The 24,918-nt window shown below is 71.1% G+C and carries 22 protein-coding genes; 12 read left to right on the forward strand and 10 right to left on the reverse strand.

Features of this window, described 5'->3' with window-relative positions:
* Positions 1–249: 249 nt before the first annotated feature.
* Complete coding sequence (locus ACRQ4C_RS08345) at positions 250–2,730, reverse strand: DNA gyrase/topoisomerase IV subunit A (protein ID WP_439690807.1); 2,481 nt, start codon at positions 2,728–2,730, stop codon at positions 250–252.
* Between the two features lie 26 nt (positions 2,731–2,756).
* Here ACRQ4C_RS08345 and ACRQ4C_RS08350 point away from each other — a divergent pair, with 26 nt between their 5' ends.
* Positions 2,757–3,923 carry an alkaline phosphatase family protein gene (locus ACRQ4C_RS08350; protein WP_439690808.1) on the forward strand — a complete coding sequence of 389 codons (1,167 nt, stop codon included), beginning with the start codon at positions 2,757–2,759 and terminating at the stop codon, positions 3,921–3,923.
* Positions 3,924–4,012: 89 nt separating this feature from the next.
* Here ACRQ4C_RS08350 and sepH read toward each other — a convergent pair whose 3' ends face one another.
* Positions 4,013–5,032 carry a septation protein SepH gene (sepH, locus tag ACRQ4C_RS08355; protein ID WP_290131890.1) on the reverse strand — a complete coding sequence of 340 codons (1,020 nt, stop codon included), beginning with the start codon at positions 5,030–5,032 and terminating at the stop codon, positions 4,013–4,015.
* Positions 5,033–5,296: 264 nt separating this feature from the next.
* On the opposite strand from sepH, the gene ACRQ4C_RS08360 reads away from it, so the two are divergent.
* Positions 5,297–5,596 (forward strand): DUF4193 domain-containing protein, encoded by a 300-nt coding sequence (locus tag ACRQ4C_RS08360; protein ID WP_031272446.1) that lies wholly within the window; start codon positions 5,297–5,299, stop codon positions 5,594–5,596.
* Positions 5,597–5,868: 272 nt separating this feature from the next.
* On the opposite strand, the gene ACRQ4C_RS08365 is transcribed toward ACRQ4C_RS08360, so the two are convergent.
* Positions 5,869–6,300 carry a DUF3093 domain-containing protein gene (locus ACRQ4C_RS08365; protein WP_290131889.1) on the reverse strand — a complete coding sequence of 144 codons (432 nt, stop codon included), beginning with the start codon at positions 6,298–6,300 and terminating at the stop codon, positions 5,869–5,871.
* 78 nt (positions 6,301–6,378) lie between these two features.
* Between ACRQ4C_RS08365 and dut the strand changes: the two genes are divergently transcribed.
* The 8 genes from dut (at position 6,379) to ACRQ4C_RS08405 (ending at position 15,144) form a co-directional block, all read left to right on the forward strand.
* Positions 6,379–6,870 (forward strand): dUTP diphosphatase, encoded by a 492-nt coding sequence (gene dut / locus ACRQ4C_RS08370; RefSeq protein WP_290131888.1) that lies wholly within the window; start codon positions 6,379–6,381, stop codon positions 6,868–6,870.
* The gene (locus tag ACRQ4C_RS08375) at positions 6,867–7,586 is read left to right on the forward strand and encodes a DUF3710 domain-containing protein (protein WP_290131887.1); all 720 of its coding nucleotides are present in this window, start codon (positions 6,867–6,869) and stop codon (positions 7,584–7,586) included. Before dut ends, ACRQ4C_RS08375 begins: the two co-directional genes overlap by 4 nt.
* Positions 7,587–7,603: 17 nt before the next feature.
* Positions 7,604–8,449 carry a DUF3159 domain-containing protein gene (locus ACRQ4C_RS08380; protein WP_290131886.1) on the forward strand — a complete coding sequence of 282 codons (846 nt, stop codon included), beginning with the start codon at positions 7,604–7,606 and terminating at the stop codon, positions 8,447–8,449.
* A 129-nt stretch (positions 8,450–8,578) separates the two neighbouring features.
* Positions 8,579–11,410 carry an aconitate hydratase gene (locus ACRQ4C_RS08385; protein ID WP_439690809.1) on the forward strand — a complete coding sequence of 944 codons (2,832 nt, stop codon included), beginning with the start codon at positions 8,579–8,581 and terminating at the stop codon, positions 11,408–11,410.
* Positions 11,411–11,542: 132 nt separating this feature from the next.
* On the forward strand, positions 11,543–13,483 hold the full coding sequence (gene dxs, locus ACRQ4C_RS08390; protein WP_439690810.1) for a 1-deoxy-D-xylulose-5-phosphate synthase: 1,941 nt from the start codon (positions 11,543–11,545) through the stop codon (positions 13,481–13,483).
* 31 nt (positions 13,484–13,514) lie between these two features.
* A complete protein-coding gene (locus ACRQ4C_RS08395) occupies positions 13,515–13,772 on the forward strand; it encodes a type II toxin-antitoxin system prevent-host-death family antitoxin (protein WP_439690811.1) in 258 nt (85 codons plus the stop codon).
* Positions 13,769–14,029, forward strand: a complete 261-nt coding sequence (locus ACRQ4C_RS08400; protein WP_439690812.1) for a type II toxin-antitoxin system RelE family toxin — start codon at positions 13,769–13,771, stop codon at positions 14,027–14,029. The genes ACRQ4C_RS08395 and ACRQ4C_RS08400 overlap by 4 nt, the downstream gene beginning before the upstream one ends.
* A complete protein-coding gene (locus tag ACRQ4C_RS08405; protein ID WP_439690813.1) occupies positions 14,026–15,144 on the forward strand; it encodes a hypothetical protein in 1,119 nt (372 codons plus the stop codon). The genes ACRQ4C_RS08400 and ACRQ4C_RS08405 overlap by 4 nt, the downstream gene beginning before the upstream one ends.
* Here the strand turns inward: ACRQ4C_RS08405 and ACRQ4C_RS08410 are convergent.
* From ACRQ4C_RS08410 to ACRQ4C_RS08430, 5 genes are all read right to left on the reverse strand, one after another.
* Positions 15,098–15,430 (reverse strand): hypothetical protein, encoded by a 333-nt coding sequence (locus tag ACRQ4C_RS08410; protein ID WP_439690814.1) that lies wholly within the window; start codon positions 15,428–15,430, stop codon positions 15,098–15,100. The two genes, ACRQ4C_RS08405 and ACRQ4C_RS08410, sit on opposite strands and share 47 nt — an antisense overlap.
* A 155-nt stretch (positions 15,431–15,585) precedes the next feature.
* Positions 15,586–17,724 (reverse strand): 3-hydroxyacyl-CoA dehydrogenase NAD-binding domain-containing protein, encoded by a 2,139-nt coding sequence (locus ACRQ4C_RS08415; RefSeq protein ID WP_439690815.1) that lies wholly within the window; start codon positions 17,722–17,724, stop codon positions 15,586–15,588.
* A 2-nt stretch (positions 17,725–17,726) separates the two neighbouring features.
* Positions 17,727–18,968 carry a thiolase family protein gene (locus ACRQ4C_RS08420; RefSeq protein WP_439690816.1) on the reverse strand — a complete coding sequence of 414 codons (1,242 nt, stop codon included), beginning with the start codon at positions 18,966–18,968 and terminating at the stop codon, positions 17,727–17,729.
* Positions 18,969–19,073: 105 nt separating this feature from the next.
* The gene (locus ACRQ4C_RS08425; RefSeq protein ID WP_439690817.1) at positions 19,074–20,336 is read right to left on the reverse strand and encodes an HRDC domain-containing protein; all 1,263 of its coding nucleotides are present in this window, start codon (positions 20,334–20,336) and stop codon (positions 19,074–19,076) included.
* Entirely contained in the window at positions 20,329–20,913 is a 585-nt protein-coding gene (locus ACRQ4C_RS08430; protein ID WP_290131877.1) for a DUF3000 domain-containing protein, read from the reverse strand. Before ACRQ4C_RS08430 ends, ACRQ4C_RS08425 begins: the two co-directional genes overlap by 8 nt.
* 23 nt (positions 20,914–20,936) lie before the next feature.
* Between ACRQ4C_RS08430 and ACRQ4C_RS08435 the strand changes: the two genes are divergently transcribed.
* Positions 20,937–22,160 (forward strand): alpha/beta hydrolase family protein, encoded by a 1,224-nt coding sequence (locus ACRQ4C_RS08435; RefSeq protein ID WP_439690818.1) that lies wholly within the window; start codon positions 20,937–20,939, stop codon positions 22,158–22,160.
* Positions 22,161–22,231: 71 nt separating this feature from the next.
* On the opposite strand, the gene ACRQ4C_RS08440 is transcribed toward ACRQ4C_RS08435, so the two are convergent.
* Together ACRQ4C_RS08440 and ACRQ4C_RS08445 are read right to left on the reverse strand one after the other, a co-directional pair.
* Positions 22,232–22,690 (reverse strand): SufE family protein, encoded by a 459-nt coding sequence (locus ACRQ4C_RS08440; RefSeq protein ID WP_290131875.1) that lies wholly within the window; start codon positions 22,688–22,690, stop codon positions 22,232–22,234.
* Positions 22,687–23,598 carry a sulfurtransferase gene (locus ACRQ4C_RS08445; RefSeq protein WP_439690819.1) on the reverse strand — a complete coding sequence of 304 codons (912 nt, stop codon included), beginning with the start codon at positions 23,596–23,598 and terminating at the stop codon, positions 22,687–22,689. Before ACRQ4C_RS08445 ends, ACRQ4C_RS08440 begins: the two co-directional genes overlap by 4 nt.
* A 135-nt stretch (positions 23,599–23,733) precedes the next feature.
* Here ACRQ4C_RS08445 and zapE point away from each other — a divergent pair, with 135 nt between their 5' ends.
* Positions 23,734–24,759 carry a cell division protein ZapE gene (gene zapE, locus ACRQ4C_RS08450; RefSeq protein WP_439690820.1) on the forward strand — a complete coding sequence of 342 codons (1,026 nt, stop codon included), beginning with the start codon at positions 23,734–23,736 and terminating at the stop codon, positions 24,757–24,759.
* Positions 24,760–24,918: the final 159 nt, after the last annotated feature.

A 24,918-nucleotide genomic window follows, 5' to 3' on the forward strand; every position in this document is an offset into this window, starting at 1 on the left:
CTGCGAATGCGACAGCGTGCTGGGTGCAGTCGCCGTCCGTGCCGCGAAAGCGACAGATCGCGGGGCTTCGTTGCCGTCCGTGCCGCGAAAGCGACAGATCGCGGGAGAACTCGGCGGTGAACTGTCGCTTTCGCGAGATGAAGCGGGAGCGCGGCGCGGCGCGGCGCGGCGCGGGAGCGCGGCGCCGCCCGCGGCGCCCGCGGCGCGCCTACTGCGCGGCGCGGCAGCGCGGCGCCGCCTGCCGCGCGCCTACGCCTCGCCCGCGGTCCCGTCGAGCGCGGCCGCGCTCCCACCGATCGTGCCGATGACGGCGTCGAGCGGACTGCCCGAGCCGTCGCGCTTCGACAGCCAGTCGGGCAGGGTCCGTGCTGCGCCGTCCGTGCCCACCGCGTGCGGCGGGGCGATGCCCGCCCACGCCACGGTCAGGCCGTCCTCGCCCTTGAGGAACGCGTGCGCCCGGACGCCCTGGGTCGCGCGGCCCTTCGCCGGGAACTCGGACAGCGCCGACACCTTGGCGCGCCCGTTGTCCGTCCCGGGCAGCGCGGCCGACGACGTCGACACGGTTGCCACCACGGCGTCGTCGGAGCGGGGGACCGACCCGAACCAGATGACCGATGCACCGGCAGCGAGCGCGACCCCGGCGACACCACCGGCGGGCAGCCCCTGCGGCCGGACGCCGGACGCCGGGAACCGCAGGAGCTGGGCGTTCGAGGTGATGAACACGAGGTCGTCGTCCTCGGGCGCCTGGACTGCGCCGACGACCGAGTCACCTGGCTTGAGGCCGATCGCGACGACCTCGGGCTTGTCCGGCCACGCGCCTGCGATGACGCGCTTCACGACGCCCTGGGTGGTGCCGATCGCGACGGAGTCTTCGCCGGTGAGCGCGACGAGCGCCACGACCGTCTCGGTGCGGGGCACGCCGAGGTACTCCGACACCCGGACGCCGGCGTCGAGCCGCACGGAGGCCGGCGGCACCGCGGGGACGTCCACGGGGGAGAACCGCACCACGCGGCCGGTCGACGTCAGCGCGCCGAGCTGACCACGGACGGTGGAGACGACGGACGACCGGACGGCATCGTGCTTCGAGCGCTTCGGCACCCGCACGATCCCCAGGTCGGTGTCCGGGATGTCGACGCGGACGAGCCGCCCGGTGGTGGAGAGGATCACCCGGCACGGCGAGTCCGCGATCTGCAGTGACTCGGGGTCGACCGCGGCCTTGCGACCACCGCGGACCGGGGCGTCGGCCTCGGTCAGGAGGGTCCGGCGTGGCGTCGCGAACCGGTCGGACACCTCGGTGAGCTCGAGCGACACCTGCGCGCGGAGCCGCTCGTCGGACCCGAGGAGCTCCTCGAGCGCGGCGATGTCGGCGAGGAGCTGGTCGCGCTCGCCCTCGAGCTCGAGGCGGGAGAACTTCGTCAGGCGGCGGAGCCGGAGCTCGAGGATGTACTCGGCCTGCACCTCGGACAGGTCGAACACGGTCTGCAGCCGGGAGCGCGCGGCCTCGGAGTCGTCGGAGGACCGGATGACCTCGATGACCTCGTCGATGTCGAGGATCGCGATGAGCAGGCCCTCGACGAGGTGCAGCCGTTCACGACGCCGTGCCAGCCGGTACTCCGACCGTCGCGTGACCACGGACAGACGGTGCCGCACGTAGACGTCGAGCAGGTCCCGGAGGCCGAGCGTCCGCGGCGAGCCGTCGACGAGTGCGACGTTGTTGATGCCGAAGCCGTCCTCGAGGGGGGTGTGCTTGTAGAGCTGCTCGAGCACGGCGGTCGGGTTGAAGCCGGACTTGATCTCGATCACGAGCCGCAGCCCGTGGTTGCGGTCGGTGAGGTCCTTCACGTCGGAGATGCCGACGAGCTTCTTCGACTGGACGCCGTCCTTGATCTTCTCGATCACGCGCTCGGGGCCGACGAGGTAGGGGAGCTCGGTGACGATGAGCCCGGCCTTGCGCGGCGTGAGGTTCTCGACGCTGACCTTCGCCCGGGTGCGGAACGAGCCGCGGCCGGTGGCGTAGGCGTCACGGACCCCGGAGAGCCCGACGATCGTGCCGCCACCCGGCAGGTCCGGCCCCGGTACGAACTCCATCAGCTCCTCGAGGGAGGCCTGCGGGTTCATGAGGAGGTGCTTCGCCGCCTCGACGACCTCGCCCAGGTTGTGCGGCGCCATGTTCGTGGCCATGCCGACCGCGATGCCGGACGCGCCGTTGACGAGGAGGTTCGGGAACGCCGCCGGCAGGACACCGGGCTGCATGATCTGGTTGTCGTAGTTCGGGACGAAGTCGACGACGTCCTCACCCAGGCCCTCGGTCATCGCCATCGAGGGTTCGGCGAGCCGTGCCTCGGTGTAGCGGGCCGCGGCGGGGCCGTCGTCGAGGGAGCCGAAGTTCCCGTGGCCGTCGACGAGCGGCACCCGCATCGTGAACGGCTGCGCCATGCGGACGAGGGCGTCGTAGATGGCGCTGTCGCCGTGCGGGTGCAGCTTGCCCATCACCTCGCCGGTGACGCGCGCGCTCTTGACGTGCCCGCGGTCGGGTCGGAGGCCCATCTCGGCCATCTGGTAGAGGATGCGGCGCTGCACGGGCTTGAGGCCGTCGCGTGCGTCGGGGAGCGCCCGGGAGTAGATGACGGAGTACGCGTACTCGAGGAAGGAGCCCTGCATCTCCTCGGAGACGTCGACGTCCTCGATGCGTTCACCGTCGGGCAGGCCGACTGCTTCCGTGCGTGCCATGGCACCCTTCTGCGAGACTGGGGGGAATGGGAACCAGCGTACCGACGGCCCCCGACGCCGCCGCGAACCTCGCCGACGTCTTCCCGAGTTGCCTCGTGGCGCTCGGCGCTGCGGACGACGCGTGGTTGCGAGCACACGGCCTGGAGGCACGGATCGCCCTCCGCCCCGCCCGCTCGGCGGTCGTCGTGCTGGTCGACGGGCTCGGCTCCGCCGCGCTCTCGGCGCGCGCCGGGCACGCGCGGTGGCTGGTCGCCCCGCCCGCGAGCGGCTCCGCGAAGAAGCTGCGGAGCGGGTTCCCCACGACGACGGCCGCGGCGCTGAGCACCCTCACGACCGGTCGACCGCCCGGTTCGCACGGGGTCGTCGGCTACAGCGGGTGGAACCCGGACACCGAGCGCGTGATGAACCTGCTCAGCGGGTGGGACGACGAGGTGCCGGCGGACTGGCTGCTCGGCCCGACGCTCTTCACCGAGGCCGCGGCGCTCGGCGTCGACCCGGTCGTCGTCGGCCCCGGGCGGTACCGGTCGTCGGGCATGACGGCGAGCGTCCTCGGCGGCGCGCGGTACGTGTCCGCCGACTCGATCGCGCAGCGCGTCGACGCCGCCCTCGCCGAGACCGCGACGGGCCGCTCCCTCGTCTACCTCTACGTGCCCGAGCTCGACTCGGTCGGGCACAAGCACGGGTGGCAGTCCGACCGGTGGACCGCGGTGCTCGAGCTGCTCGACGGCGAGCTCGCCCGCTTCGACCGTGCGCTCCGCCCGGACGTGGGGGTCGTCGTGACGGCCGACCACGGCGTGCTCGACGTCCCGGAGCACGCGAACCTGCCGATGGACCCGGCGCTGCTGACGGACGTCGTCGGGGTCGCCGGAGACCCGCGCTGCCGGCAGCTCGCCGTCGCGCCGGGCACCGACGTGCGGGACCTCGTCGGCCGCTTCCGGGCCCGCTACGGGAAGAAGGCGTACGTCGCGACCCGTGCCGAGGCGATCGAGGCCGGGTGGTTCGGTGTCGTGGCACCCGAGGTCGTCGACCGCATCGGCGACGTCGTGCTCGTGGCCCGCGGCTCGTGGGCGTTCAACGACGACCGGGCACTCCGTCCCGGGGAGGTCCCGAAGCGCATGCTCGGGCAGCACGGCGCGATGACCGACGAGGAGACCTTCGTCCCGCTCCGCCTCGCCGGCGCCTTCGCCGGCTGACGACGCGAGCGAACGCGGACGCCCTGGACGGGACCGGCCCCGTCACGCGCGGTGCGTGACGGGGCCGGGCCGTGCCTCCAGGGCGGGGATCAGGCGGGGTCCTCCGGGCGCGTGCCGAATACGATCTCGTCCCAGCTCGGCATCGAACGGCGGCTCCGCTTCTTGCGGTCGCGCGCCTCGGGTTCCGGGGCCGACGACGGACGTGCATCGGGCTGCGGGGCGGTGTCCGACGAGTCCTCGAAGCCGTGCAGCGGCACGTCGACGACGCTGATCGAGGTCCGGCGGGGCTCCTCCTGGTGCTCCGTGAACGATGCGGCCTCACGCTCACCCCGGCGGCGACGGAGGGCCTCGAGCAGGTCGGCGGTCTCGTTGCCGGGAGCGCGCTCCTCGGGAGCGGCCGCGCCGATGCGCGGGAGCGGGGCGCGGAGCGGGGCACGCTCGGCGACCTCGGGGTTCGTGAGCTCTTCGTCGGCGGACTCGACCCGGAAGGCGCCGGAGTCGAAGCGGGTGCCGTCGGCGTCCTCGTGCTCGAACTCGACCGCGCGGAGGCGGGGCGCGATGCCCTCGTCGTCGGTGTGCGAGAGCCGGTGCGCGTCGCCGTTGTCGGGCACGAGCGTCGAGGTCTTCGGGTCGAAGCGCCACTGTGCGTCGTGCTCGACCTCGTCGACGGCGTAGCGGACGCGGACCTGCCAGCCGGTGTCGACGTGCTTCCACGACGCCCACTGCACGCTCGACGCCTCGCCGGCCTCGAGCTTGGCGGTGATCGCCTCACCGAAGGTGTCGGGCGCCTCGTCGTCGACCGGGGTCACGGACACGCGGCGGGCGGCGTCGAGGATGAACGCGCGCTCGGCGAGCACCGGGCCCTCGAAGCGGCGGACGTAGTCGACGTCGACGTCGAGCGCGGCCGCGACGTCGGCGGCGTCGGCACCACCGCGGATGCGCGCCTGCACGTCCTTCGGTGACACGCGCTTCTGCGGTCCGCCCTCGGGGTTCGCCTGCCGGACCTGGCCCGGGAGGGACGAGGTGACGGGCAGCCGGTACTCCGTGCCGCCGTCCGTCGCGAGCAGGAGTGCGCCCGACTCCACTCCGATGACTCTCAGGTCCTGCATGGTTCCGCCTTCCGATGCGTGCGTACGGTCGTGCGTCGTACCCCGTGAGTATGCAGCGCGCGGACCCCGATCCCGGGGAGGCGCACGGCGTGCCGCGAGGTGCGGCCCACGGCTCCGGACAGTGCGGGAATGGCGGGGCTCGACGGCGGGTTGCAGCGCCAGAACGAACCGCCGGGACGCTCGGTTTGCACTCCGGCGGGTCGTGGTGCAAACTGTCGCCGCCGATCACCGGCGACGACCTCTCGATACGAGAAATGGATGGGCATGGCCACCGATTACGACGCCCCCCGGAAGACCGACGACTCCTCGGACTCGGAGTCGATCGAGGCTCTGAAGGAGCGCGTCCCCGACAAGATGTCGGGCGTCGTCGACGATGATTCCGACAACCCGGGCTCGTTCGAGCTCGCCGGTCAGGACCTCTCCGACGTCGACCTCGACGTCGTCGTCCTCCCGCCCCAGGTCGACGAGTTCACCTGCGTCGAGTGCTTCCTCGTGAAGCACCGATCGCAGCTCGACCACGAGTCGAAGCTCGGCCCGGTGTGCGCTGAGTGCGCGGCACTGTAAGCACGCGATCCTCGAGACCCCGTCACCCTCCGGTGGCGGGGTCTCCTGCGTGTCCGGCCGCGCGGCGCGGCTGCCGAGTCTCGTGGCGCCGATGCCGAGTCTCGTGCTCGTGCGCACGAGCGTTGTCCGCCACGCCGAGTCTCGTGCGGCTGGCGGCCGGCGGCTGCGGCCAGCGGCGCGCGACCAGCGCGTGCGCGCCGCGCCCGGCGCTACGAGCAGACGGACGGGAGGCTCCCCACCCGCCACGAGCCTCCCGTCCGTCAGATCGCGGGTCAGGCGCGGAGCGCCGCCACCACCTCGTCCGGACGACGGACGCTCACCAGCCAGTAGGGGGTCGGGTCGGCCTCGTCGCGGACCTCGACCTTGACGACGCCCCGGACGTAGCCGCGGAAGAGCGTCCACGCACGGGCGTCGAGCTGCGGTCCGCGCTGGGCCGTGGCGTCGGCGCCGGTGAAGCCCTCGACCTCGCCGACGAGCTCCCGAGGCAGGTGTGCCCGGCCGGCCCGGAACTCGGTCTCCGTGACCTCGACCGTCGGAGCGAGCGCCCAGAGGAGCACGAGCACCCCGATCTCCATCCCGATCGCCACGAGGACCCCGGCGAGCACGCTGATGGGGAGGAAGACGAGCAGGCTGGCGGGGATCACGAGGGCCGTCGCCAGGTAGAGCGCCGGCGGGGCCCAGAGTCGTTCGCGGTACAGGGTCACGAGACCATCCCACCACGAGTCGGGCTGCGTCCTCACCGCACATCACGGAACGGTCACGGTCTGCACTACCCTCGTCACGTGACCGAACCAGTCGACGTCCTCTGGACCGGGGAGAACCCGCCCCACTACGCCCACCCCGGGGACGCCGGCGGCGACCTCGTCTCCGCCGAGGCCTTCGTGCTGCAGCCCGGGGAGCGTCGACTCGTCGGCACCGGCCTGCGGATCGCCTTGCCCGAGGGGTACGCGGCGTTCGTCGTCCCGCGGAGCGGACTCGCGGCGAAGCACGGCATCACGATCGTGAACTCGCCGGGCACCGTCGACGCGGGCTACCGCGGCGAGGTGAAGGTCGCGCTGCTCAACACGGACGCCTCCGAACCGTACGAGGTCCACGTCGGCGACCGCATCGCGCAGGTCGTCGTCATGCCCGTGCCCCGGGTCGTGTTCACGCGCGTCGACGAGCTGCCCGAGAGCGTCCGCGGCCAGGGTGGGTTCGGCTCCTCGGGCTACGGTGACCGGAGCGGTACCGTCAGCAGCGCCGCAGAGAACGTCCAGGAAGGATCCCGCGCATGAAGTTCGGCCGCCGCAAGCGTGACGAGGTCGAGGTGGCGGACGCCGTCGCCGACGAGGTGGAGGTCGCCGAGACGACCCCCGAGGTGGACATCGCCACCGACGCCGACGCCGACCTCGACGAGGTGGACGCGGTCGCACCGACCGACAAGTCCGCTCCCGAGGACCGCGCCGAGAACGGCCCGCACGACGAGACCGAGGCGAACCTGGTCCGTCCGTACGTCGACCTCGGCGGGGTGAAGGTGCTCCCGCGCGAGGGCCTGCACCTGCGACTCGAGGTCGAGGAGGGCTCGCAGCGCGTCGTCGCCGTCGGGCTCGACTTCGACGAGTCGACGCTCCAGGTCCAGCCGTTCGCCGCGCCCCGTTCCACCGGCCTCTGGCACGAGATCCGCGCGCAGATCGCCGAGCAGATCGAACGCCAGGGCGGCGAGGTCACCGAGGTCGACGGCCCGTTCGGCCCCGAGCTCCGCGCCCAGGTCCCGGTCGCGAACGAGGACGGCGTCACCGAGGGGGCGCGTCCGGCGCGCTTCGTCGGCGTGGACGGTCCGCGCTGGTTCCTCCGCGGGGTCATCGCCGGCAAGGCCGCCGAGTCCCCGGACGACGCCGCCGACATCGAGGAGCTGTTCCGCAGCGTGGTCGTCGTGCGCGGCACCACGCCCATGCCGCCGCGCGACCTCATCCCGCTGCACATGCCGAAGTCGACGCAGTCGGCGATCTGACCCCGCCTGGAGGCACGGTGCCGGACCACGACGACACCCCCCGACCCGACGGGGTCGCGCCCGACGGGATCGCACGCGACGGGGTCGCGCCCGACGGGCTCGCCTCCGACAAGGTCGCGCCCGACGACGACCGCTTCGCGGCGGAGCGCGCCGAGCCGCTGTCGCTGAACGCCCAGCTCCGCGACGCCGTCCGGAACGCCGGCATCGGCCAGGTCGCCCCGGGCGAGGCGCCGTCCGGCCGTGCGCTGCTCACGGCGGTCGGTGGTGTCCGGGGCCTCGCGGAGTCGGTGCTGCCCGGGTTCGGTTTCCTCATCGTGTACGCGGTGACGAAGGAACTCGTCCCGAGCGTCGTGATCCCCGTCGTCATCGGCCTCGTCTTCGTCGTGCTCCGGCTCGTGCAGCGGCAGTCGCTCGCGATGAGCTTCGCGGGCATCCTCGGCGTGGCGATCTCGGCGGGGCTGGCGCTGCTGACCGGGAAGGCCGAGAGCAACTTCATCCCGGGCATCGTCATCAACGTGGTCTGCCTCGTCGTGCTGCTCGTGACGCTCGCGATCCGGCGGCCGCTCATCGGGCTGATCGTCGGACTGCTGCTGCCGCAGGACGAGGACGGCACCGGGACCGACTGGCGCGCGGACCCGGGGAAGCGCCGCGTCCTGACCGTCGCGACCTGGATGTGGGTCGGGCTGTTCGCGCTCCGGCTGCTCATCGAGATCCCGCTGTACCTCACCGCGCAGGTCGAGCTGCTCGCCGGCATCAAGCTCATCACGGGCGTCCCGCTGTACGCCGCGCTGCTCTGGGTGACGTGGTTGCTCGTCCGGACGGTGTTCCGGCACGAGGACGAGGACGACACCGCCACGGTGTAGAGTTGTCTCGACATCGAGATACTTTCCGCCGGACCCTCGCGGGCTGGCGGGTTTAGGTTTGCCTTGCTGGTGGGACGTTCTGCGGCCCGCTTGGATGGGGGCACACCGATCAACCAGGGAGGCGGCACAGTGGCTGCAGTCAACAGCTTCGGCTCGAAGGACACGCTGTCGGTTGGGGGTGTCGACTACGCGATCCACCGGATCGACACGGTGCCCGGGCACGAGAAGCTCCCGTACAGCCTGAAGGTGCTGCTCGAGAACCTCCTCCGCACCGAGGACGGTGCGAACGTCACCGAGGAGCAGATCCGCGCCCTCGGTTCGTGGCAGCCCGACGCCGAGCCCGACACCGAGATCCAGTTCTCGCCGGCCCGCGTGGTCATGCAGGACTTCACGGGCGTCCCGTGCATCGTCGACCTCGCCACCATGCGTGAGGCGATGGCGCAGATCGGCGGCGACCCGAACAAGATCAACCCGCTGTCGCCGGCCGAGATGGTCATCGACCACTCCGTCGTCGCGGACCTCTTCGGTCGCGAGGACGCCCTGCAGCGCAACACCGACCTCGAGTACGAGCGCAACGGTGAGCGCTACCAGTTCCTCCGCTGGGGCCAGACCGCCTTCGAGGACTTCAAGGTCGTCCCGCCGGGCACCGGCATCGTGCACCAGGTGAACATCGAGTACCTGGCGAAGGTGACCTACACGCGCGAGTTCGACGGCGAGCTGTACGCGTACCCGGACACCCTCGTCGGCACCGACTCGCACACCACGATGGTGAACGGCCTCGGCGTGCTCGGCTGGGGCGTCGGCGGCATCGAGGCCGAGGCGGCCATGCTCGGTCAGCCCGTGTCGATGCTCATCCCGAAGGTCGTCGGCTTCAAGCTGTCCGGGTCGATCCCGGCCGGCGTCACCGCGACCGACGTGGTGCTCACGATCACGCAGGAACTCCGCAAGCACGGCGTCGTCGGCAAGTTCGTCGAGTTCTACGGCGAGGGTGTCTCCGAGGTCCCGCTCGCGAACCGCGCGACCATCGGCAACATGAGCCCGGAGTTCGGCTCCACGGCCGCGATCTTCCCGGTCGACGCCGTCACGCTCGACTACCTGCGCCTGACCGGTCGCTCCGAGGAGCAGATCGCCCTGGTCGAGGCGTACTCGAAGGCCCAGGGCCTCTGGCACGACCCGTCGGTGGAGCCCGCGTACTCCGAGTACATGGAGCTCGACCTGTCCACGGTCGTCCCGTCGATCTCCGGCCCGAAGCGCCCGCAGGACCGCATCGAGCTGTCGAAGGCCAAGGACCAGTTCGAGGTCGACCTCGAGAACTACGCCACGGCCGACCACTCGCAGCAGGACAAGGCCGTCGCCGACACCTTCCCGGCGTCCGACCCGGTGGCCGCGGCCCCCGGTGACGAGCACGCCGTGCAGGACGACGAGTACGCCCAGCCGTCCGAGACGCACGTGTCGAGCGCGCCGACCACGATCACGAAGCCGACGAGCGTCACCGTGGGCGACGGCGACGCGTTCACGATCGACCACGGCGCCGTCGCGATCGCCGCGATCACGTCGTGCACGAACACGTCCAACCCGTCGGTCATGATGGCCGCCGGCATCCTCGCGCGGAACGCCGCGAAGAAGGGCCTCAAGGCGAAGCCGTGGGTGAAGACCACCCTCGCGCCCGGCTCGAAGGTCGTCACCGACTACTACGAGAAGGCCGGTCTCACCAGCTACCTCGAGGACCTCGGCTTCTACACGGTCGGCTACGGCTGCACCACCTGCATCGGCAACTCGGGTCCGCTGCCCGAGGAGATCTCGCAGGCCGTGCAGGACAACGACCTCGCCGTCACCGCGGTGCTCTCGGGCAACCGCAACTTCGAGGGCCGCATCAACCCCGACGTGAAGATGAACTACCTGGCCTCGCCGCCGCTGGTCATCGCGTACGCCCTCGCCGGCTCGATGCACTTCGACTTCGACAACGACGCCCTGGGCACGGACCAGGACGGCAACGACGTCTTCCTCAAGGACATCTGGCCCGACGCCGGCGAGGTCCAGCAGGTCATCGACGACTCGATCGACACCGAGATGTTCACCCACGAGTACGGCTCCGTGTTCGAGGGCGACGACCGCTGGAAGAACCTGCCGACCCCGACGGGCGACACCTTCGAGTGGGACAGCGAGTCGACGTACGTCCGGAAGCCCCCGTACTTCGAGGGCATGACCATGCAGCCGGACGCGGTCTCGGACATCTCCGGCGCCCGAGTGCTCGCGAAGCTCGGCGACTCGGTCACGACCGACCACATCTCGCCGGCCGGGTCGATCAAGGCCGACAGCCCGGCGGGCCAGTACCTCGCCGAGCACGGCGTCGACCGCAAGGACTTCAACTCCTACGGCTCGCGCCGCGGCAACCACGAGGTGATGATCCGCGGCACGTTCGCGAACATCCGTCTGCGCAACCAGCTGCTCGACGGCGTGGAGGGAGGCTACACCCGCGACTTCACGACGCCCGACGGCGCGCAGTCGTTCATCTACGACGCCTCGCAGCACTACCAGGAGCAGGGCATCCCGCTCGTCATCTTCGGCGGCAAGGAGTACGGCTCCGGGTCGTCCCGTGACTGGGCGGCGAAGGGCACGAACCTGCTCGGCGTCAAGGCGGTCATCACCGAGAGCTTCGAGCGCATCCACCGCTCGAACCTCATCGGCATGGGCGTCGTCCCGCTCCAGTTCCCCGCGGGTGAGACGGTCGAGTCCCTCGGTCTCGACGGCACGGAGGTCGTCTCGATCTCCGGCCTGACCGAGCTCAACGAGGGTCGCACGCCGAAGACCGTGCACGTCACGGCCGAGCCGAGCGAGCACTCGCCGGCGGGCAAGCAGACGGTCGAGTTCGACGCGGTCGTCCGCATCGACACCCCCGGAGAGGCCGACTACTACCGCAACGGCGGCATCCTGCAGTACGTGCTCCGTTCGCTCGTTTGAGCAGCGCCCGTACCGGTCGCTGACGCGACCACCTGACGGACTGGAGGCGCGGTGCCAGCTGGCACCGCGCCTCCAGTCCGTCGCCCGATTGCGTGGATAGTGTGGGGACCTGCCCCACGAAAGGAGCGCCCCGTGGACCTGCTTCCGAGCATCACGTCGCCGCGCGACCTCAAGCGTCTGTCCGACGCGCAGATGACCGACCTGGCCGCGGAGATCCGGCGGTTCCTGGTAGCGGAGGTCGCGAAGACCGGTGGGCACCTCGGACCGAACCTCGGGGTCGTGGAGCTGACCCTCGCGATGCATCGCGTGTTCGACTCCCCGCACGACCCGATCGTCTTCGACACGGGCCACCAGTCCTACGTGCACAAGCTCGTGACGGGGCGGCAGGACTTCTCGCGGCTCCGGGAACGGGGCGGCATCGCCGGGTACCCGCAGCGCAGCGAGTCCGAACACGACATCGTCGAGTCGTCGCACGCGTCGTCGTCGCTGTCGTGGGCGGACGGCATCTCGCGCGCGTTCCAGCGCACCGGACAGGCCGACCGGACCGTCGTCGCCGTGGTGGGTGACGGGGCGCTCACGGGCGGGATGACCTGGGAGGCGCTCAACAACATCTCCGACAGCAACGACCGTCGGCTCGTCATCGTCGTGAACGACAACGGGCGGTCGTACGCGCCGACGATCGGCGGCATGGCACGGTTCCTCAGCTCGGTCCGGACCCGCCGCGAGTACCGGGCGCTGTTCGAGAAGTCGCAGGCCGTCGCCTCGCGCTTCGGCGCCCCCGGTCGTGCGTTCTACCGCGGGATGCGCGGCGGGCTGCACGGGTTCCTGTCGCGGTTCACGAACAACGAGGCCCTCTACTCGAACCTCGACATCAAGTACATCGGCCCGGTGAACGGGCACGACCAGCGGGCGATGGAGGCGGCTCTTCGTCAGGCGAAGGCGTACGGGGCGCCCACGATCGTGCACGCCATCACGGAGAAGGGGCACGGGTTCGAGCCGGCGCTCCGCGACCAGGCCGACCAGTTCCACGCGGTCGGGCACATCGACCCGGAGACGGGGGAGTCGCTCGACGTCTCGTCGGGGCCCTCGTGGACGTCGGTGTTCGCGTCGTCCCTCGCAGAGGTCGGTGGTGCGGACGAGCGCATCGTCGCGATCACCGCAGCCATGCTCCGGCCGACCGGGCTCCACCTGTTCCAGGAGCAGCACCCCGACCGGGTGATCGACGTCGGGATCGCCGAGCAGCACGCGGTGACCACCGCCGCCGGACTCGCGTACGGCGGGCTGCATCCCGTGGTCGCCCTGTACGCGACGTTCCTCAACCGGGCGTTCGACCAGGTGCTCATGGACGTCGCCCTGCACCGGGCCGGCGTCACGTTCGTGCTCGACCGGGCGGGGATCACCGGGCCGGACGGGCCATCGCACCACGGCATGTGGGACCTCGCGCTCCTGCAGGTCGTGCCGGGCATCCGGATCGCCGCACCCCGTGACGCCGCGACCCTCCGTGAGGAGTTCCGCGAAGCCGTCGCCGTCGACGACGCCCCCACCGTGCTGCGGTGGTCCAAGGGGCAGGTCGGGCCGGACATCCCGGCGCTCCGTCGGCTGTCCGACGGTGTCGACGTGCTGCGGTCGCCGTCGTCAGACCAGGAACGCGACGTCCTGTTCGTCGCGGTCGGGTCGATGGTCCCGGTCGCGCTCGAGGCGGCGGCGCTGCTCGAGGCGCAGGGCATCGGGACGACCGTCGTCGACCCGCGGTGGGTGGTGCCGATCCCGGCGTCGCTCATCGACCTCTCGCGCGACCACCGGCTCGTCATCACGATCGAGGACGGCGTCCGCGTCGGGGGTGTCGGGACGCGGTTGCGGCAGGACCTCCGCGCGGCCGGGGTGGACACGGGCGTGAACGAGCTCGGGTTGCCGGACGAGTTCATCGACCACGCGTCGCGGTCGCAGATCCTGCAGGACGTCGGGCTGACGGCGCAGACGATCGCCCGCGAAGTGATCGACCAGGTCGTCGGGACGAAGGTGCCGCAGGCGAAGCCCGCGCGGTCGCGGCAGACGAGCTCCGCGGAGCGTTGATGCTTGTGTACACATCGGCTACGGTGTGCACATGAACAGCATCTCCGCATCCCTCACGACGAGAGAATTCCGTGCTGAGCTCGCTGCCGTGATGGGCCGGGCCACGTTCGGCCACGAGCGCATCGCCGTGACCCGCAACGGCAAGGTCGCAGGCGTCGTGATCGGCCTTGATGACCTCGAACTCCTCGAGCAGCTGGAAGATGCTGCGGATCTTCGTGCATACCGCGATGCGAAGGCTGAAGACGACGGGTCTCGCGTCTCCCTCGACGATCTCCGCGGGGAGGCGTGAGTCGCTACAGCGTCGAGTTCACCTCTGCTGCAGCGAGAGCGATCCGGAAGCTCCCGAAGAACGTCCGGACGCGCTTGCTCGACGCCACCGAAGGACTGCGTGACGACCCTCGGCCGAGCGGATCGCGGAGGCTGAGCGGCACTGAGTTCGCCTGGCGCATCCGGATCGGTGACTACCGAGTGATCTACGAGGTCGAGGACGACCTGCTGCTCGTCACTGTCGTCCGTGCTGCCCATCGTCGAGAGGTGTACCGGTGAGCGCCGAGGCCTTCTCGAACGTCGGCAATCGGACGAGTATGCAACTGGTGCTCGCGTCAGCTTGCACCCTCGCGGTCCTGGCGGCGGTCTGCACCGTCGTTGCGATGCTGGTCGTCCAAGACCTGACGGATGGCACGTTCGGGGACTCTGCGCACGTCGTTCTTACAAACGTCGGAGGGGGCATCGCAGGTTCGCTCGATGCTTTGTTCGGCGGCGCGCTGGCACTCCTTCTCGGGTTCTACGCCGTTGTCATCGGGCCGCGTGTGGTCCCGGGTGCCATGCCTGTCCCTGAACTGAACCGTGCAACGCGGTACGCGGTCCCGCTCTCTGCGTTGTTCTCGACTTGCGCCGTCCTCGTACTGTTCTGGTCGATCGGGGTGCAGCACGACACCGGAAGATCCCTCGTGGCGTTGCTCGAAGTGCTCGTGGTCGTGGTGCTCGCCGGTGATCTGGGTTCGGAGACACTTGTGCGGCATGACCTACGACTCGATCGAGCGCGCGCGGAGTTTGCGCAAGCTGACGCGCGTGTCGCTGATGCGCGAGCGCGACTCGCTGAAGCGAGTCATGTCACTGCGACGGGAGCCATCCTCGGCGGAATCGGGGTCCCGTCACTCACGTGCCTCGTTCTGGGCTTTCATGATTCACCCCCATCTGTGCTGGACATCTCGATCACAGTTGGGCTGTTCCTTGTGAGTCAGGGGTTGTTCGCATGCGCCATCGCGCTTCGCGACACCGAGAGCAACCCGTTCCTCCGCATCTTCGCGATGCTGTTCGCTGCTCCAGTGCCACTGTTCCTCTTGTTCTTCGGCGCTCTCCTCGCTGCAGGAGGGCAGACCTGGACAGGAGTTGGCTTCTTCCTGTCCACGACGATGATCATCGCGGCGAACGTCCTTCCGCGGAGGGCATGGTTGTCCCGGTTGTCATGGCGGAGGGCAGTGATCTCGTCCCAGCTACGAGCAGCAGAGCAAACGAAGCGACGTTGGTCGGGACGGCTCGAGGAATTCGACACTCAGAGATCGCAAGACGAATTCGATGAGCACGCACTGCGTGACGCTCTGATCGAAGGACTCAGCCGTCGCGCAGTCCCCGAAGGATCGCGCGAGCCATCGGGGTGACGAACAGCACGCGACCGAAGTCTGCGCCGTCGCGGCCCTCACGGAGGATCTCGACGCGGGACGACGACGGTCCCTCTCGGTGGAAGGCGAACACGATGTTCTCGGCGCGGAGCGCGAACGAGGTCCGGCGTCCGACCACTGCGCCGTCCTCACAGATCTCCATCGCCGCGGCTCCCGGCACGGCATCGACCGCGCGCTGGAGCAGCGCCGGTACCTCGGCGAGCGGGACCGGCACGACGACGGACGGACGGTTCGTCGTCCTCGGTGCCCACCACTCCTGCCGCATGGCTGCACGCTACGCCGGGCAGCAGAGGCGAGGCGCGCGACGGCGCGGTGCGCGTGGTTCCGATCGCGTTCGCACAACCGAAGTCACCCCGAACCGCGGGGGACCGTGGTTCGGGGTGACTTCGGTTGTGCGGGCGGCGGCCGCAGCGCGGGGCGTCAGCGCGAGGCGGGCCCGACGATCGCGGGGTCGTGGAACCGGCCGCCGAACACCCGCTCGGACGCGCCGGAGCGGTCGAGGTACGGGCTGATGCCGCCCGCCTGGAACGGGTAACCCGCGCCGAGGATCAGCCCGAGGTCGATCTCCTCGACGTGCTGCACGACGCCGTCCTCGAGCATGCGGTGCACCTCGTCGGCGAGGGCGTCCTCGAACCGCTGCTGCATCGTGGCGGCGTCGACCGGCTTCGCATCACGCCGAGCCGGTGCGACGAGCTTCACGGCAGCGGGGTCGTACCCGGTCGCGTTGCCCTTCTTGTCGCGCGTGAGGATCTTCCCGTGCTCGGCGATGCGCTTCAGGCCGTCACCGGGGTAGAAGCGCTCCGGCCAGGCGGCGTGGTGCGAGTCGAGGACGTGCGCACCGACGGGCAGGCCGACGAGTTCGAGCAGCTCGAAGGGCGACATGGGCAGACCCAGGGGAGCGGCGCCGTCCGCGACGGTCTCGAAGGGGGTGCCCTCCTCGACACCGCGCATCGCCTCACCGAGGACCCGCGCGAGCACGCGGTTCACGACGAAGCCCGGCTGGTCGGCGGTGATGATCGCCGTCTTCTTGAGGGTCTTCGCGACCGAGAGCGCCGTGGCGAGCACCTCGTCGGACGTGTCCGCCGTCCGGACGACCTCGAGCAGCGGCATCACCGCGACCGGGTTGAAGAAGTGGAAGCCGACCAGGCGGGAGGGGTCGGACAGCACGGACCCCATCTCGGAGACCGAGAGCGACGAGGTGTTCGTGGCGAGGATCGCATCCGGCGCGATGACCTGCTCGATCTTGCGGAACACGTCCTGCTTGACGCTCATCTCCTCGAAGACGGCCTCGATCACCCAGTCGGCGTCCGCGAAGGCGTCGTACGACACCGAGCCGCTGACGAGCGCCTTGATGCGGTTCGCCTCGTCCGGGGAGACACGACCCTTCGCGAGCATCTCGTCGACCGACTCGTGGATGCGGGCGACGCCGGCGTCCACGCGCTCCTGCGACACGTCCGTGATGACCACGGGGACGCTGAGACGACGGGCGAAGAGCAGGGCGAACTGGGAGGCCATGAGTCCGGCGCCGAGCACGCCGACCTTCGTGATCTTCCGCGGCTCGACACCCTCGGGGGCACCGACGGGACGCTTCGCACGCTTCTGCACGAGGTCGAACGCGTACATCGACGCCGCGAACTGGTCACCGGACAGCAGGTCGGCGAGGGCGTCGTCCTCGTCGGCGAACCGCTCGTCGAGGGAACCCCCGCGAGCAGCGGCGACGAGGTCGAGCGCACGGAACGGCGACTTCGGCACGGTGCCGATCTTGCCGGCGACCTGGCCACGCGCGACCTTCACGACCGTGCCCCACGCTGCCTTCTCGAGCATGCCCGGCTCGTTCTTCCGGACGACCTTGGTCCGGCCGGACACGACGCCGTCGGCCCAGGCGACGGCGGACGGCAGGAAGGTCACCGAGGGGATGAGCGCATCACCGATGCCGAGCTCGACCGCGGCCGTGCCGTCCATGAGCCGGTTGTTCTTGAGCGGGTTCTCGACGATGACCCGCAGCGCCTTCTCCGGGCCGATGAGCCGGGGGAGCAGTGTGGCACCGCCCCAGCCGGGGATGATGCCGAGGAAGACCTCGGGCAACCCGATGCCCTGCGCGGCCGACGAGAACACGCGGTAGGTGCAGTGCAGCGCGATCTCGAGTCCGCCGCCGAGGGCGATGCCGTTCACGAACGCGAACGACGGCACTCCGAGGTCGGACAGCTTACGGAGCGTGGCGTGTCCGAGCACACCGAGCTCGTGCGCCACCTCGCGCGAGGGGAGCGCTGCCGCCTGTGACAGGTCCGCACCGGCGGCGAAGCAGTACTCCTTGCCGGTGATCGCGACCGCCTGGATGCTCCCGGCGGTCGCCGCTTCGCGCAGGGTGTCGAGGACGTCCGACAGCTCGCGCATCGTGCGGGGACCCAGGGTCGAGGGCCGCTTGTAGTCCTTGCCGTTGTCGAGCGTGACGAGGGCGAGCGTGCCGCCCGACGGAAGCGGGACGTGCTTGACGTACGAGTGGGTGACGACCTCGTCGGCGCTGAGCTCGGTCAGCTGGTCGATCGGGGTGGTGGTCATGATCAGGCGTCCTTCCGGGCGGAACGGGCGGCGGACTTCGAGTAGTTCGGGTTCTCCCAGATGACGGTGCCGCCCTGACCGAGCCCGATGCACATCGTGGTGATGCCGTACTGCACGTCCGGGCGTTCGGCGAACTGCGCGGCGAGTTGCGTCATGAGACGGACACCACTGGACGCGAGGGGGTGACCGACGGCGATGGCTCCGCCCCAGGCGTTCACGTTCGTGGAGTCCTGGGCGATGCCGTAGTTGTCGAGGAACGCGAGAACCTGCACCGCGAACGCCTCGTTGATCTCGAACAGGCCGATGTCGTCGATGGAGAGCCCGGCCTTGGCGAGTGCCTTGTCCGTCGCGGGGACGGGGCCGATGCCCATCACCTCGGGATCGACCCCGGCGAAGGCGAAGGACACCATGCGCATCTTCTGCGGCAGGCCGTGCTCCTTCGCGGCGTCGGCGGAGGCGAGGAGGCTCATCGTGGCGCCGTCGTTCAGGCCGGCCGCGTTGCCCGCGGTGATGCGGCCGTGCGGGCGGAACGGCGTCTTGAGGGCGGCGAGTGCCTCGAGCGTGGTGCCCGGGCGCGGCGGCTCGTCCTTCGTGACGATGTCCCAGCCCTCGCCGGTGTTGACTTCGACCGGGACGACGTCGGGCTGCAGCTTGCCGGCTGCCCACGCGGCGGCGTACCGCTGCTGCGACTGCACGGCGTAGGCGTCGGTGCGGTCCTTGGTGATGGCCGGGAAACGGTCGTGGAGACGCTCGGCGGTGGAGCCCATCACGAGCGCGTCGGTCGCGACCATGCGCTCGGCGACGAAGCGCGGGTTGACGTCGGCACCGAAGCCCATCGGGTGACGGCCCATGTGCTCGACGCCACCGGCGATCGCGACGTCGGCCGCGCCGAAGGCGATCGCGCCGGCGAGGGTCGTGACGCTCGTCATGGCTCCGGCACACATGCGGTCGATCGCGTAACCAGGCACCGACTTCGGCAGGCCCGCGAGCATCCCGACGGTTCGACCGAGGGTGAGCCCCTGGTCGCCCTGCTGCGTCGTGGCCGCGACGGCGACGTCGTCCACGGCGGCACCGTCGAGGGAGGCGTTGCGGTCGAGCAGGCCGCGCATCGCGTGGACCGCGAGGTCGTCCGCGCGGGTCTTCCAGAACACCCCCTTCTCTCCGGCACGTCCGAACGGTGTCCGCACGCCGTCAACGAAGACGACGTCTGCTGCCTTGGGCAATCTGGGCCTCCAGATCCTCATCGATCGAGTCGGGGCACGTTCCGCCCCGACCGGCCGGGTCGTACCCGGCGACGGTACCGACGCTATGCCCGCCGCCTGGGCGGACGCATGCCGGTTGGGGTGTTCCTACGAGCCGGTGTTGCTCTCAGCAGCAGGCTCCTGTGCAGCAGCGACAAAGGCCTGCGCGATGATCGACGCCGTCTCCTCGACCTGCCACGGCCGGGCGTCGTGCGCGGCGAGGGCGGCTCCGACGGTCTCGGTCGCGATCGACGCGGGCGGCTCCCACGACACGACACGGAGGGTCTCCGGCGTCAGGAGGTTCTCGACGGGCAGGTCGAGTGCCTCGGCGCGCGCGACGACCGCGGCACGTGCCGCCTTGTAGCGACGGTCGGCCTCGGGGTTGCGATCGGCCCACGCACGGGGCGGCGGCAGCGACGGGTCGCCGACGGCGCGGAGCCGGGGGAGGTCCTCGGTCGTGCGACCGGCTTCGACGGCGGCCCACCAGCGGTCCATCTCGCTCCGGCTCGCACGTCCGGTGAAGGCCTTGAGCCCGGCGAGCTCGCCCTTCGACGCGGGGTTCGCGGCCGCCGCTGCGACGATCGCGGCGTCGGGGATGGTCCGACCCGGGGCGATGTCCGCCTCGCGGGCGTACTCGTCGCGCGCCGTCCACAGCGCACGGGCGATCGCGAGCGCACGAGCACCGCGCAGGGCGTGCATGCCGGAGAGACGACGCCAGGGCTCGGCGCGCGGGGGCTTGGGCGCGCGAGCCAGCACGGCGGCGAACTCCTCCTCCGCGATCCGCGTCTTGCCCGCCTCGTCCAGGACCGCCGCGAGGGCGTCCCGGAGGTCGGGGAGCAGTTCGACGTCGAGCGCGGCGTACACGAGCCAGGACTGCGGGAGCGGTCGGGTCGACCAGTCGGCGGCGGAGTGCGCCTTCGCGAGCGTGATGCCGAGCAGCTGCTCGACGACGGCGCCGAGCCCGACCCGGGGGAACCCGGCGATTCGCGCACCGAGCTCGGTGTCGAAGATCCTCGTGGGGACGAGTCCGACCTCCTGCAGGCACGGGAGGTCCTGCGAGGCGGCGTGGAACAGCCACTCCTCGTCCACGATGGCGTCCTGCAACTCGGCGAACGAACCGATCGCGATCGGGTCGAACAGGAACGAACCCGCTCCTCGCCGGAACACCTGGATGAGGTAGGCGCGCTGTGAGTACCGGTACCCGCTGGCGCGTTCGGCGTCGACGGCGACCGGCCCGTAGCCACCCGCGAGCGCCTCGACCGCGGCGAGGTACTCGGTGCGCGACTCGATCACGTGTACCGTCGCGTGCCCCTCCTCGAACGGGGACGAGTCCGACGCGGCAGCACCGGTCGACGGAGCGGGGTCAGTCACGTGCGGTCCTCCTCGGGGCCAACAGGGTCACGCCGTCCGAGGTGGGCGGCAGGCCCGCGAGCATCGCGACGATGTCCTCCCAGGCTCGGACGTGCGCCGTGAGGTCCTCGTCACGCGGCGTCCACGACGCCCGCAGCTCGAGCTGCGCGCCGTCGCCCTGCGCCGCGAGGTCACCGTACCCGCGCGAGATGATCTTCGTGGCCGTCCCGGACGCGTGGTCGTACGTCGCGCCGTGCGCTGCGAGGGCGTCGACGAGCCAGCTCCACGTCACGTCGGCGACGAACTCGTCGACACCGATCTCCGGCTCGAGCGGTGCCTGCGCGAACGTCACGATGCGGAACGCGCCGTCCCAGCCCTCGGGTTCTTCGGGGTCGTACAGGGCGATGAACCGGCCGGTGCCGAGGTCGGAGTCGACCCCGTGGGCGGCGCCGGAGACGTCCGCCGCGAGTGCGAGGGACCACGGCGCGATCCGCGACGGGGAGGGGATCTCGGTGACGGTGGTCTCGGTGCGCGGCCGGTCGGACGCCACGAACGCACGGAGCCTGGCGAAGGCGTCGGGCTCTCGGGATTCGGACACGGATGCAGACTAGGCTCCCGGGCATGCCCGGATCCGCACGACCCGCCGAGGACGCCCTCCAGCGATCGGCCCGGTCGGCCGGGGTGGTGGCGCTCGGGGCGGGGATCGCGGCCGCCACGATCGGCGCGGCGGTCGTCGGCGGGTTCGTCGCGGCGGTCGCCCGGGCCGTCGTCACGCCGGACCGCAAGCGCACCGAGCGGGTCCCGATCCACGCGGTCGACCCCGGTGCCCGCACGGTGACGATCGAGCGCACGGCGGACACGGAGCTGCAGGGGCGGTACAGCCTCTGGTTCGGCGCCGGCACCGGCCACATGCGCGTCGGCGAGGTCCTCGGGACGACCGACACCACCGTCACGCGCCGGATCATCGCGATCGACGCCGGTGACCCGACGAACGCCCGCCGTGGTCGGTGGGGCGGATGGTTCTACCTGACGCCCGGCGAGCTCGACGTCCCCGTCGAGGACGTCGACGTCCCCACCCCGAACGGCCCTGCGCCGGCGTGGGTGGTCCGTGCTGACGACCCGGAGGCGCCCTGGGCGGTGCTCGTGCACGGCCGCGGTGTCACCCGCGCCGAGACCATCCGCGCCGTGCCCGTGTTCCGGGCCGCGGGCTACTCGGTGCTCCTCGCGTCCTGGCGCAACGACGGGGTCGCCCCGCGGAGCGTCGACGGGCGGTACGGCCTCGGCAGCACCGAATGGGAGGACGTCGACGCCGCCCTGCGCTGGGTCGCCGGCGAGGGCGCGACGAGCGTGGTCCTGATGGGCTGGTCGATGGGCGGCGCGGTCGTGCTCCAGACACTCCTGCGGTCGTCGTCGGCGCACCTCGTGGACGGCGTGGTCCTCGAGTCCCCGGTGGTCGACTGGCACGCGGTCCTCAAGTCGCAGAGCCGCCTGCTCCGCTTCCCGAAGACCGTGCGGAAGGTCGCACAGTGGCTCCTCCGGGCGCCCGTGCTGCACCGGGTCGCCGGACTGCGCGAGCCCGTGGACCTGCGCGAGCTCGACATGGTCGCCCGCGCCGACGAGCTCCACGTCCCGATCCTGCTGCTGCACTCCGACGACGACGGCTTCGTTCCGTCGTCGGCGTCCCACGACCTCGCGCGCGTCCGACCCGACATCGTCCGGCTCGAGGTGCAGCACACCGCACGGCACACCAAGCTCTGGAACCACGACGCCGACTGGTTCGACGCCCGCATCCTCGCGTGGCTCACCGAGGTGGTCCAGCACCAGGGCGCGGCGCGCGCGTCGTAGACACGACCACCTGACGGACTGGAGGCGCGGTGCACGCTGGCACCGCGCCTCCAGTCCGAGGGTGGGCGGGATCAGGCTGAGGCGAGCGTGCGGACCTGCCGCTGCACCCGGCCGAGCATCCCGACCATGCCGCGGATGCGCAGCGGGCTGACCGCCTCGGAGAGCCCGATCGTCAGCGGGTAGTCGGCCGGGACGGCGAGGACCTCGTCGACCGTCAGGCCGGACAGCCCCTGCGCGAGGATCGACGCGAAGCCACGGGTGGTCGGGGCCTCGCGCGGTGCGGTCGCGTGCATCCGGACGACGTCGGGGGCGTCACCGTCCTCACCGACCGTGACCGTGATGAACACGGGGGACTGGCACTCCTCGACGCGTTCGAGCTCGTCCTCGTGGCCCTGCAGCCGCTCGGGCAGCGCCGGGAGTTCGTCGGAGAACTCGAGGAGCAGCTGGAGCCGGTCCTGCTGGGAGAGCTCGAGGAAGTCGTCCCGGATCTCCGCGAGCGTCGCCGGCAGCGCCGTGGTGTCGTCGGTCATCGGGTCGGGGCCTCGCCCGGCTCGGAGCCCTGGACGATCGGGACGCGGACGGCGCTGCCCCACTCGGTCCACGAGCCGTCGTAGTTGCGGACGTTCTCGTAGCCGAGGAGGTGCTGCAGCACGAACCACGTGTGGCTCGACCGCTCACCGATGCGGCAGTAGGCGATGACCTGATCGGCGTCGCCGATGCCGGCACCGTCGCGGTAGATCGCGTCGAGCTCGGCACGGTCCTTGAAGGTGCCGTCGGGCGCTGCCGCGGTCGCCCACGGGATGTTGACCGCGGTCGGGACGTGTCCGCCACGCAGCGCGCCCTCCTCCGGGTAGTCCGGCGCGGTGGTCCGCTCGCCCGAGTACTCCGGGGCGCTCCGGACGTCGATGAGCGGCTTGCCGAGGTGGGCGAGCACGTCCTCCTTGAAGGCGCGGACCTGCTCGTCGCTCCGCTCGACGACCGGGTACTCGACCGGGGTGACCTCGGTGCGGTCGGTCGTGAGGGCGCGGTCCTCGGCGATCCACTTCGCCCGCCCGCCGTCGAGCAGTCGGACGTCCTCGTGGCCGAAGAGCGTGAAGACCCAGAGGGCGTACGCGGCCCACCAGTTGTTCTTGTCGCCGTAGACCACAACGGTGGTGTCGCGCGCGATGCCCTTGCCACCGAGCAGCCGGGCGAAGGCCTCGCCGTCGATGTAGTCGCGCTGCACCGGGTCGTTGAGGTCCGTGTGCCAGTCGATCTTCACCGAGCCGGGGACGTGCCCGGTCTCGTAGAGCAGGACGTCCTCGTCGGACTCGACGACGACCAGGTCCGGAGCGCCGACCCCGGCGTCGAGCTGCTCCTGCAGCCACTCGGTGGAGACGAGGCGCTCCGGGTGGGCGTAGGCGGCGAACTTCTCGGACGGGTCGACCGGTGCGGTCATGGCGTGCTACCTCCAGGTGGTGATCGGGCGCCGGACTAGGATCGGTCCTCGGTGCCTGTGGGCAACGGTACGCGTGCGGACCGTGCTCCAGCCGCAACGTTGCACCGCACGACATGCTTCCCGGAAGGGCCGTCCTTGCCTGAACACGCCTCGGTGCCGAGCCACCTCGTCGACCGCGACCCGCAGGTGTCCCCGCAGCAGATGGCCGCGGCCCTCGTCCCGCCGCCGCAGTTCACCGACGCGTCGTTCGAGTCGTACCGACCGGACCCCGACTACCCGTCCCAGGCGTCGGTCCGGGATGCCGTGGAGGCGTTCGTGACGGCCGGCGGCGGCGGGGCAGCGCCGCGACGGGGACTGTTCGGGCGGCGCCGGAGCGCCGCACCGGAGGCAGCCGCCAAGTCGGGCGTGTACCTCGACGGCGGGTTCGGTGTCGGCAAGACCCACCTGCTCGCCGCGGCGTACCACGCGGCCTCGGGGCGGAAGACCTTCGGCACGTTCATCGAGTACACCGCACTCGTCGGGGCGCTCGGGTTCCAGGGCACCGTCGACCTCCTCCGCGGCACGGCACTCGTGTGCATCGACGAGTTCGAGCTCGACGACCCGGGCGACACGATGATGATGACGCGGCTCATCAAGGAGCTCTCCGAGACCGGCACCCGCTTCGCCGCCACCTCGAACACCCCGCCGGGAGCCCTCGGCGAGGGTCGCTTCGCCGCACAGGACTTCCTCCGCGAGATCCAGGCGATGTCCGACCGGTTCGACACGCTCCGCATCGACGGGCTCGACTACCGCCGTCGCGCCGTCGACGAGTCCGCCGCGGTGGTGTCCGACGTCGCCGCGGCACTGCCCGCCGGTGCCGTCACCCTCGACGCCTTCGCGGACGTCGTCGCCCACCTCGGCACCGTGCACCCCTCGAAGTACGTTGCGCTGGTCGAGGGGCTCGACGCGGTCGGCCTCACCGATGCGACGCCGTTCACGGACCAGACCGACGCGCTCCGCTGGGTCGCGCTCGTCGACCGGCTGTACGACGCGCAGGTGCGCATCGTCGCGTCGGGCACGCCGCTCGACGCGGTGTACCCGCAGACGATGCTCGACGGCGGGTACCGGAAGAAGTACCTCCGCGCGGCGTCGCGCGTGGTCGCGCTGACCCGCGCCGCCTGAGGCGACCACCCGACGGCCGGGAGGCGCGTGGCGGGCCCGCACCGCGCCTCCCGTCCGGTGGTGCCCGCCCTGGTGGCGCGACCGTCCAGACGGTCGCCGGGGACCCACCGCCCGCCGAAACACAACGTTCACACGGCGCGACGTCGCGTTACATCCGCG

This window comes from Curtobacterium sp. SP.BCp, from assembly GCF_051903255.1.
In the GTDB taxonomy this organism is placed as follows: Bacteria; Actinomycetota; Actinomycetes; order Actinomycetales; family Microbacteriaceae; genus Curtobacterium.